We start from the raw sequence: 8,965 nt of genomic DNA on the forward strand, positions 1-8,965 counted from the left end.
AGGGGGTAGTCTAAGTATACGACTGAGATAGCCTAAGTATACGACTGAGGGTATCTCAGTCGTATAGTGAGATACCCTCAGTCCGGGAGTGAGATTACGAAATGTAATTCAGGCTTTTAATTTATATTCTTGTTTTACCAATCGGTTACTCGGTGCTATTTTGTTGTTACCACATTGAGCGGACAGTCAATCCTAACCTGTATTACTCCTACTTATAGACTCCTGAAGCATGAATAATACAGGCTAATGCTATTTAGGTGCGTGAATTACCGTCCACTGATATCTCGACGAAACGTACTCATATCGGATTATTACGTTTTCGTCATTCCCCACAACAATATCAACGATATTATGCGGAGTGCTTGAATTGCTGGTTCTGAAAGTCATTGTATATGTTCCGGGTTTTACACTTATTTGAGTTGCAGGTGCACCCGTTGAAATGGATGATGTCGATTTTGCAATTTCCGCCCCACCGCAGGATAGTACCCAACTCGATATGGAACGGTAAGCATTGGTGTCATCAACCGAAATGAGAAAGCGGGAATTGCCGTTCAGTCTGTCCCACGGATTGACATGACCATATACTTGAGTCGTGCCGTCTTTTTTAAGCACAACGCTGTGAGTACGACCCGCACTCATGGATACTACACTCGATGCAATTTGTACAAACTCACGCTTGTTAACGAAATCGCCCGTGCCAAGCAGTCCGTTAACATTGCTACCCGCAGCCCAAAGTGTACCGTCCGCCTTAAGAGCCAAACTGTGATAAGGCGCAGCGGCTATGGCTATCACATCGGTGAGAGGTACATTTGAGGTAGTGACAGCAGGAAGATAACGCTCTTGATGATCGGCTAATCCCACGCCCAACTGACCATATCCATTGCCCCCCGAAGCATATACCGTGCCGTCTTCTTTGAGGAGGAGCGAGTGTTCCGTACCGGCGGCAATAGCCTTCACACCCGAATATATCTCAATAAACGACGGGATGGTAGCTTGTAGTCCGTTTTCTCCCATACACCCCGCATAGCCGTAACCGGCTCCCCATACGGTGCCATCTTCTTTGAGGGCAAGACTAAACTCGTATCCTGCTGCGATAGCTGTAATGCCGGATGTGAGGGTGGTTGCTGTGAATTTGTTCTGATGCGTTTCACTCCCGATTCCGAGCCTACCGTAAGAGTTCCATCCGCTTGCCCACACCGAACCGTTATTCTTCAGAAGAAGCGTATGAGCGCTGCCTGCCGCTATGGTTTTTACATCAGTTACCGGTATGGCAGTAAAGGTGGTACGATTTTCCTCATCTCCCAGTCCCAGGTTTCCGTCAACATTTGCTCCTACTCCAAGCAAACTTCCGTCCTTTTTAAGGATGAAGGCGGAGCTTCCTCCCGCATACACAGCAGCAACATCAGTAGCTATTTGTGTAAGGGTTTGCATATCCGTTTTATCCCCCATGCCGAATTGACCGTAATCATTACGCCCCGATGCTTGTAACACTCCGTTGGCATTCAACACAAAGTAACTGTATCGTCCCGATGCAACCATTGCGTTCCCGGGCTTTTCTTCGCCACCCTCCGCCGTCCACTTGGCATACAACGTAAAATCGCCTGTTACAGGCGTCTGAAAGTTGTAGGCTGTCGTTGCTCCGCTTGTGTGCCAATAAAGAAACACATAACCGTCCTTTGCAGGATTCGTAGCGGGAGCAGTCGCCTTGTCCCCCTCCTTTACTCTTTGAACTTTGGGAGCAGGAGTACCACCGCCGGCATCGAAACTGACGGTATAAAACGTTTCTTCCGCCGGGTCGTCTTCGCCACAGGAAACCATACCCAACAGGATGCTTGCTAATGCAATGAGCCAAATCTTTTTCATATCTTTCTTTTAAAGAAATTAATAATGATTCGGCAAAGTTATGGAGGCTATTTCATACCTTTATCCCCTGTCCAGGGGATAGGCGGAATTTATCAAATAATTAATTTTGCAGAAACAAGAAAAGAATAGAAATTATGGTAACAGTACACATAGCCGACGACCATGCGATGGTAGTAGAATTACTGATTCCGGTAATCAACAATTCCGGTATCGCCCGCATATCGGGATATTCATTGAAGCTGGCAGAATGTAGAAAAACGTTAGCTTCCGGCCTCCCCGACATATTACTGCTCGACATTAATATGTCCGACGGTAACGGAATAGTCTTCTGTGCCGAAATGCACAAGTTATACCCCGGGTTGAAAATTATTGCTTTGACAGGACATGATGAATATTCGAGCGTAATGCTTATGCTGAAAAACGGCGCTTCGGGCTATATCGTAAAAAGTGAAGCTGTAGGAGAAGTACTCGAAGCCATCCGTGCGGTAACAAACGGCGATACTTATGTCAGCCGTCAAATGGAACAGATGATTCGGAAGACCACTCGGATAGAAGTCAGCCTCACTCCCCGCGAAAAGCAAGTGCTGCAAATGGTGGCTATCGGCATGAACAACCCGCAAATTGCGGAACATTTAAAAGTTGCACTTTCGACCGTTCTCTCGTTCCGTAAAAAATTGAATCTCAAACTGAATGCGTCCAATCCGGTGGAACTTCTTGCCGGTGCACGCAGAGAGGGATTAATTGATTAACAATCTTAGATTACGCAAGCCATGAAGAAATTAAGTTGCATCTTATCGTTCTTGTTGCCGTTGTTCCTGCAAGCGCAGCAAACAAAAGTTGATTCGTTAGAAAACATATTGAAGACCACGGAATTATCCGCAAAAGAGAGACTCCCGATATATGACTGGCTTTCCAATCATTATGTATATTCATCTCCTGAGAAAAGCATAGACTACGGAAAACGGGGATTAAATCTTGCCGAAAAAGAAAAAGATAAAAAGATGATAGCCCATTTTTGCGTTGATTTGGCAAATGCACTCATAACCCATTCCCCCTCCGATTCTGTTCTTATTCTTTATAACCGGGCGATAGAATTAAGTAAGGAAATCGGGGATAGAAAAATGGAAGCAGAGGCTGTCGGAAATATAGGTATCTTCTATTTTGGTAAAAACAAAGAAGAGGCTTTGAAATATTTTTTGCAAGGTTTGACGTTGTATGAAAGTATTGGAGATGAAGCTAATTCAGTCCGGTTGTGTTTAAACATTAGTGCCATATATTCCGGATTACACCAAAACGAGCAAACTTTACGTTATCTGGAACGGGCAAAGTCTAACAAAGAAGTAATGAATAATCCTGCTATGCAAAACATGCCGACTGCCGTATACTCTGCATTAGGAGGGTATTACCTGAATATTGGAGATTATAAAAACGCTTTAGAAAATTCATTAATCTCACTTGATTTAAGCAGAAAGAATAAAATCACAAATTACGAGGTCATAAACACCCAGTTACTTGCAGGAATATACAGTGATGGATTTCATGATTATGACAAAGCAGAACAATATGCGCAGGAATGTTTGAAAGCGGCAGAATCTTCAAGCAATCAAGGTCTTCTTATAACTGCATGGAACATTTTGGCAAAAACATATACCATAGCCGGCAAATATGAAGAAGGTAAACATTTTGCTTTGAAATCATGGAATATGGATTCCATTTCATCCAAAGCCTTAAATGCAGCATCAAGCCTTAGTACTTGTTACTTGTATTTGAATGATAAAGAAAAAGCAGCCTATTACTTCTCCAAACAAGACAGTCTTCGCATAAAAGAATCAGAAAATCGCTTTCTCGAATCCATGTCAAACATGGAAGTTAAATACGAAACCGAGAAGAAAGAGATGCGTATCGCAACTTTGGAAGAGGAAAGGAAATTATACATCGGATTAGGCATTGCCGTTGCTGCTATTTTATTGCTTGGGGTGGGGCTTCTGCTCTACCGGCATCGTTTGTCGGTGCAAAAGCAAAAAATGGCAGAGCAGCAAATCAGGCAGTTGGAACAGGAAAAAGAATTGATTGCCGCCCGTTCGGCTTTGGATGCCGAAAAAGCGGAACGTGAAATCATCGCCCGCGATTTGCACGATGGTGTCGGAGCCATGCTCTCGGTGGTGAAAAACAATATGACCCTCATGCAGTCGTATTCTCTGATTGAGAACAAAGAGACAGAGTATTTCAATAAAGCATTGGACGGACTTGAAAGAACCATTGTGGAACTGCGACGGGTTGCTCATCACATCATGCCTCCCATATTGGTAGAGAGCGGTCTTACCGTGGCATTGGACGACCTTTGCCGTTCTGTTCCCAAAGCAGAGTTTCATTGTGTGCAGGAATCGGTATACCGGTTCGACCCCGAAAAAGAATTGGTGCTTTACCGATGTGCCTACGAATTGATGAACAACGTATTGCGTCATGCTAACGCATCTCACATAGATGTCCATTTCAATACAGATAATGAAACAGCCTATCTTTCGGTAGTGGACAACGGTTGTGGCTTCGATTTACAAACCACACCACAGGGAATGGGAATAAAAAATATGCATACCCGCCTCACGGTTTTCGGGGGTAGTATAGAGATTTATTCAGAGCCGGGAAAAGGGACGGAAGCAAATGTGGAATTGAAGATGCACCTCTGTGTTCAATAATTCATAATTAATTTAGCGCATAGCGCTAAATCGCCCCGCCCCGCAAACGTTTGCACTACTCATCCCCCTGATAATCCTCAACCAAGAACTTTTTTCCCATCTATTCCGTTATTTTTGCAAGCGGGTTAGTTTGCTTTACTTCTTTTGTTTGCCGGCTATTCCCGCCAAATAATCTTTGGCTAAAACAATTTATATACCATGAATAAACCGCAAATCACCATCAAGGATATTGCCCGGGCGCTGAACGTTTCGCCGTCCACCGTGTCGAGAGCGTTGAAGGACAATCCGGATATCAGTCAGGAAACCCGTGACCTTATTCATGCGTATGCCCGGGAACATAATTACAAGCCCAATATACTTGCCGTCAACCTCCGCGCCAGCCGTTCCAATACCATTGGAGTGATTGTGCCCCAACTGGTGCACCACTTCTTCTCGTGCGTACTGAGCGGAATAGAGACAGCCGCCGGCAAGGCAGGATACAATATCCTGGTGGCGCAAAGCAACGAATCTTATGAACACGAGGTCAAGATAGTACACTCGTTTCTTGCCGCACGCGTCTGCGGCGTGATTGCTTCACTGGCAAAGGACACTTCCCAATACGACCATTACCAGGAGTTGCTGAACAACAACATACCCATCGTTTTCTACGACCGCATCTGCACGGGACTGCAAACGGAACGGGTAGTAGTGGACGATTACGCCGGTTCGTTTGCCGCCGTGGAGTATATGATACAGACCGGATGCAAACGTATCCTGTTCTACGGCGCAGCGCCTCATCTGGAAATCACCAAGAACCGCCGCAACGGGTATCTGGATGCCATGAAGAAGTACAAGATTCCTGTGGACGACAGCATGATTATGTTGTGCGACACGCGGGAACGCGCCATAGCCATCACACCGGATATACTGGAAGCTCCCAACCATCCGGACGGCTTCTTCGCCATCAACGATGAAACTGCCTCGGGCATCCTGTACGCCTGCAAGCTGGTAGGGAAGAAAGTACCCGACGAGATATCCATCTGCGGATTTACCGATGGAGCCATTGCCCAAAGCACCGACCCGAAACTGACAACCGTAGAACAGCACGGCGAGGAAGTAGGGAAAAGCGCTTTCAGCATCCTGATAGACAAACTGGAAGGGAATGACGAAAAAAGCGGCAACAAGATTGTTAGGACAAATCTTGTGGTGCGGGGAACGACGAAGTAATGTAACCAAATAATAATCAACCATTAAAACAGTGCCTCTTCAACAAACAGGCACATTGATCTAATCTATCATGAAAGTGAAACCGGATTTGAGCTTTTGGAAGCTATGGAACATCAGCTTCGGCTTTTTTGGCGTACAGATTGCATACGCCTTGCAGAGTGCAAACATCAGCCGTATTTTTGCAACACTGGGTGCAGACCCGCATAACCTGAGTTATTTCTGGATACTGCCGCCGCTGGCAGGTATCATTGTGCAACCCATCGTGGGCGTTGCGAGCGACAAGACGTGGACGCGCTTCGGACGCCGCATCCCCTACCTCTTCGTCGGTTCGCTGATTGCCGTACTGGTGATGTGCCTCTTGCCCAATGCCGGCAGCTTCGGCATGGCGGTGAGCACGGCAATGATATTCGGATTGGTATCGTTGATGTTCCTCGACACCTCCATCAACATGGCAATGCAGCCGTTCAAAATGATGGTGGGCGACATGGTGAACGAAAAGCAGAAAGGCCTTGCCTACTCCATCCAGAGTTTCCTGTGCAATGCCGGCAGTCTGGTAGGGTTCCTGTTCCCGTTTATCTTTACGTGGATTGGCATCAGTAACATAGCTCCGCAGGGTGTGGTGCCCGACTCGGTGATTTACTCTTTCTACATCGGAGCCGCCATCCTGATACTCTGCGTAATCTACACCATAGCGAAGGTAAAGGAGATGCCGCCCGCCGAGTATGCCGAATACCACGGCATCACCGAAGAGGAGAAGACGGAAAAGGTAAACATGCTGAAGCTGCTGGTGAAAGCGCCGAAAGCATTTTGGACGGTAGGTCTGGTTCAGTTCTTCTGCTGGTTTGCCTTCATGTTTATGTGGACGTACACCAATGGCAGTGTGGCTGCCAACGTATTTGACGCTCCTACTGTGGAGACTGTTGTAAACGGAGTAAGCAAAGTTGTGCTGGATACAAAGAGCATTCAGTATCAGAATGCTGCCGACTGGGTGGGTGTGCTGTTTGCCGTACAGGCTATCGGTTCTGTGCTGTGGGCTGTGTGCATTCCGTTGTTCAAGAATCGCAGGTTTATTTATTCGCTCAGTCTGGTGCTGGGCGGTCTGGGTTTTATCTCTACTTATTTCGTTCACGACCAATATATCCTGTTCATATCTTTCGTACTCATCGGTTGCGCATGGGCAGCCATGCTGGCATTGCCTTTCACCATCCTGACCAATGCGCTGAGCGGCGGGCACATGGGAACTTATCTGGGATTGTTCAACGGAACTATCTGTATTCCGCAGATTGTGGCTGCTTCGCTTGGTGGAAGTATTCTTGCTCTGTTCACCCCGAAAGGCATGTTGCCGCCGGAAATCAATATGCTTGTCATGGCGGGCGTCATGCTGATTGTTGGGGCGGTTTGCGTATATTTGATTAAGGAGACGAAGAGGGAGAAATTATGAAACACAGAGACGCGGAGGCACAGAGAGGGCGACTACGTCGCAAAGTAAGAAAAACTCTGTGTACTCCGCGTCTCTGTGTTTTATTCCACCAGCCATTTCTCAATATTACGGGTCTTGGCGGAGAAGTTCACACCTATCTTGAATAGCTGCCGGGAGTCGTGTTCAAACGGCCGGGCGTACTGCTTTTCATTGATTTGTTGCAAGGCTTCTTCGGCGGTGCCGTCCAGTTTGAACTCCATGACGTATATAAACTTATCCGTTTGAAGCACTAAGTCAATGCGCCCGGCACTGGTGTGGTATTCAGCCTTTACGTAGAAACCTACCAGCTTGAAGACTATGAAGAGTACATTCTGATAGTGCAGTTCCAAGTCACGAACCAGTTCGTACGGGGTATCGGAGAAGAGGCTTTGCAGGCGACGGAAGAAGGCGTCACAGTCGCCGACACGTACTTCCTGGACAAACTTCTTAATTCCGAAAGAAGAATCCCCCGCATTGGTATTGGCATAGAAAGGAAGCAGGAATTTGGTGAACCCTTCTTCCACTTCACGGTTGGGGAAGCCCAGACGGTAGGAATCAAACTCTTTGTCATATTTCTTAATGGTGAGATAACCGCTCTGATAAATCACAGGGATGGGGTCGGTATCTGTACTGTCTATTCCTTCCAGTACACTGCTTGGTGTTTCGTCGAGAGTGATATCCGCCAGATTGCAGTTATGCCTTATCAGCAGTTCCACCAGATAAGTGGGTGTGCCCGTGGCAAACCAGTAGCTGCCGAATTCATTCCGGTCAAAGGTATTAAGCAGGCTGAACGGATTATACATCCCGATGGAGTTTGCTGCGAAATGATAGCCGTCATAACATATTTTCAGTTCAGAGCAAACCTCCTCGTAGGTCATATCCTGACTGTCCGCCAGCGTATGCAGCTCCTCTTCCAGGTTATCATGAATCTCCTGCTCTGTGATGCCGCAAAGTTCCACATAATGTTTGCTCATTGATATATCCTTCAGGTTGTTCAGGTCGCTGAAAACGCTTACCTTGCCGAAGCGGGTTACGCCTGTCAGCATGACGAATTTGATGTATTCGTCCTGGCTTTTCAGTGTGCCGTAGAAGGGTTTCAGAGTATTCCGTAGAGACTTCTGTAGTTCTTCGTTCCCGATGGCTTGCAGCAGGGGCTTGTCGTATTCGTCTATGAGGACAGCGACGCGTTGCCCCGTTTGTTCGCAGGCGCGCCGGATGATACCGGCAAAGCGCAGGGAAAAAGACGTTTCCGAAGGTTCGGCGCCATATACTTTTTCCCACCTCACCAATGCTTCGTTGAGTATCCTGTCCAAGCTTTCGGGTACATCATATTTCTCTATATTCAAATCCAGGTGCAGAACGGGGTGTCGTGTCCAGTCCTTCTCCAACTGTTCCATTGCCAGTCCCTCGAAGAGTTCTTTCTTGCCTTCAAAGTAGGCTCTGAGCGTAGAAATCAGCAAGCTCTTGCCGAAGCGGCGGGGGCGGCTGAGGAAGTAATATTTGCCCGTCTTCACTAACTTATAAATCAAGGCGGTCTTATCTATATACATATAGCCGTCCTTGCGAAGACTCTCGAAATGCTGGATACCGATAGGATAAAGTTTGCTCATAATTGCGGTATTTATAATGCTGTATGTGCAAAGGTAAACAAAACGAATGAATTTTGAAATGATGAATTATGAATTATTGAACACGGAGGCTTATCTTTCTTTGTTGAACACAGAGACGCGGAGACACAGAG

Annotated in this window: 6 protein-coding genes; 4 read left to right on the forward strand and 2 right to left on the reverse strand. The window is 46.6% G+C overall.

Annotated elements, in window-relative coordinates:
- Window positions 1–249: 249 nt before the first annotated feature.
- Window positions 250–1,863 (reverse strand): InlB B-repeat-containing protein, encoded by a 1,614-nt coding sequence (locus B2Z67_RS08055; RefSeq protein ID WP_291529308.1) that lies wholly within the window; start codon window positions 1,861–1,863, stop codon window positions 250–252.
- A 134-nt stretch (window positions 1,864–1,997) separates the two neighbouring features.
- On the opposite strand from B2Z67_RS08055, the gene B2Z67_RS08060 reads away from it, so the two are divergent.
- From B2Z67_RS08060 to B2Z67_RS08075, 4 genes are all read left to right on the forward strand, one after another.
- Complete coding sequence (locus B2Z67_RS08060) at window positions 1,998–2,612, forward strand: response regulator (protein ID WP_291529309.1); 615 nt, start codon at window positions 1,998–2,000, stop codon at window positions 2,610–2,612.
- Between the two features lie 21 nt (window positions 2,613–2,633).
- The gene (locus B2Z67_RS08065) at window positions 2,634–4,559 is read left to right on the forward strand and encodes a tetratricopeptide repeat-containing sensor histidine kinase (RefSeq protein WP_291529310.1); all 1,926 of its coding nucleotides are present in this window, start codon (window positions 2,634–2,636) and stop codon (window positions 4,557–4,559) included.
- A gap of 198 nt (window positions 4,560–4,757) precedes the next feature.
- Complete coding sequence (locus tag B2Z67_RS08070) at window positions 4,758–5,765, forward strand: LacI family DNA-binding transcriptional regulator (protein WP_291529311.1); 1,008 nt, start codon at window positions 4,758–4,760, stop codon at window positions 5,763–5,765.
- Window positions 5,766–5,835: 70 nt separating this feature from the next.
- Window positions 5,836–7,206 (forward strand): MFS transporter, encoded by a 1,371-nt coding sequence (locus tag B2Z67_RS08075; protein ID WP_291529312.1) that lies wholly within the window; start codon window positions 5,836–5,838, stop codon window positions 7,204–7,206.
- Between the two features lie 80 nt (window positions 7,207–7,286).
- On the opposite strand, the gene B2Z67_RS08080 is transcribed toward B2Z67_RS08075, so the two are convergent.
- Window positions 7,287–8,834 carry an ATP-binding protein gene (locus B2Z67_RS08080; protein ID WP_291529313.1) on the reverse strand — a complete coding sequence of 516 codons (1,548 nt, stop codon included), beginning with the start codon at window positions 8,832–8,834 and terminating at the stop codon, window positions 7,287–7,289.
- Window positions 8,835–8,965 lie beyond the last annotated feature (131 nt).

The organism is Bacteroides sp. UBA939 (assembly GCF_002293435.1).
Classification (GTDB): domain Bacteria; phylum Bacteroidota; class Bacteroidia; order Bacteroidales; family Bacteroidaceae; genus Bacteroides.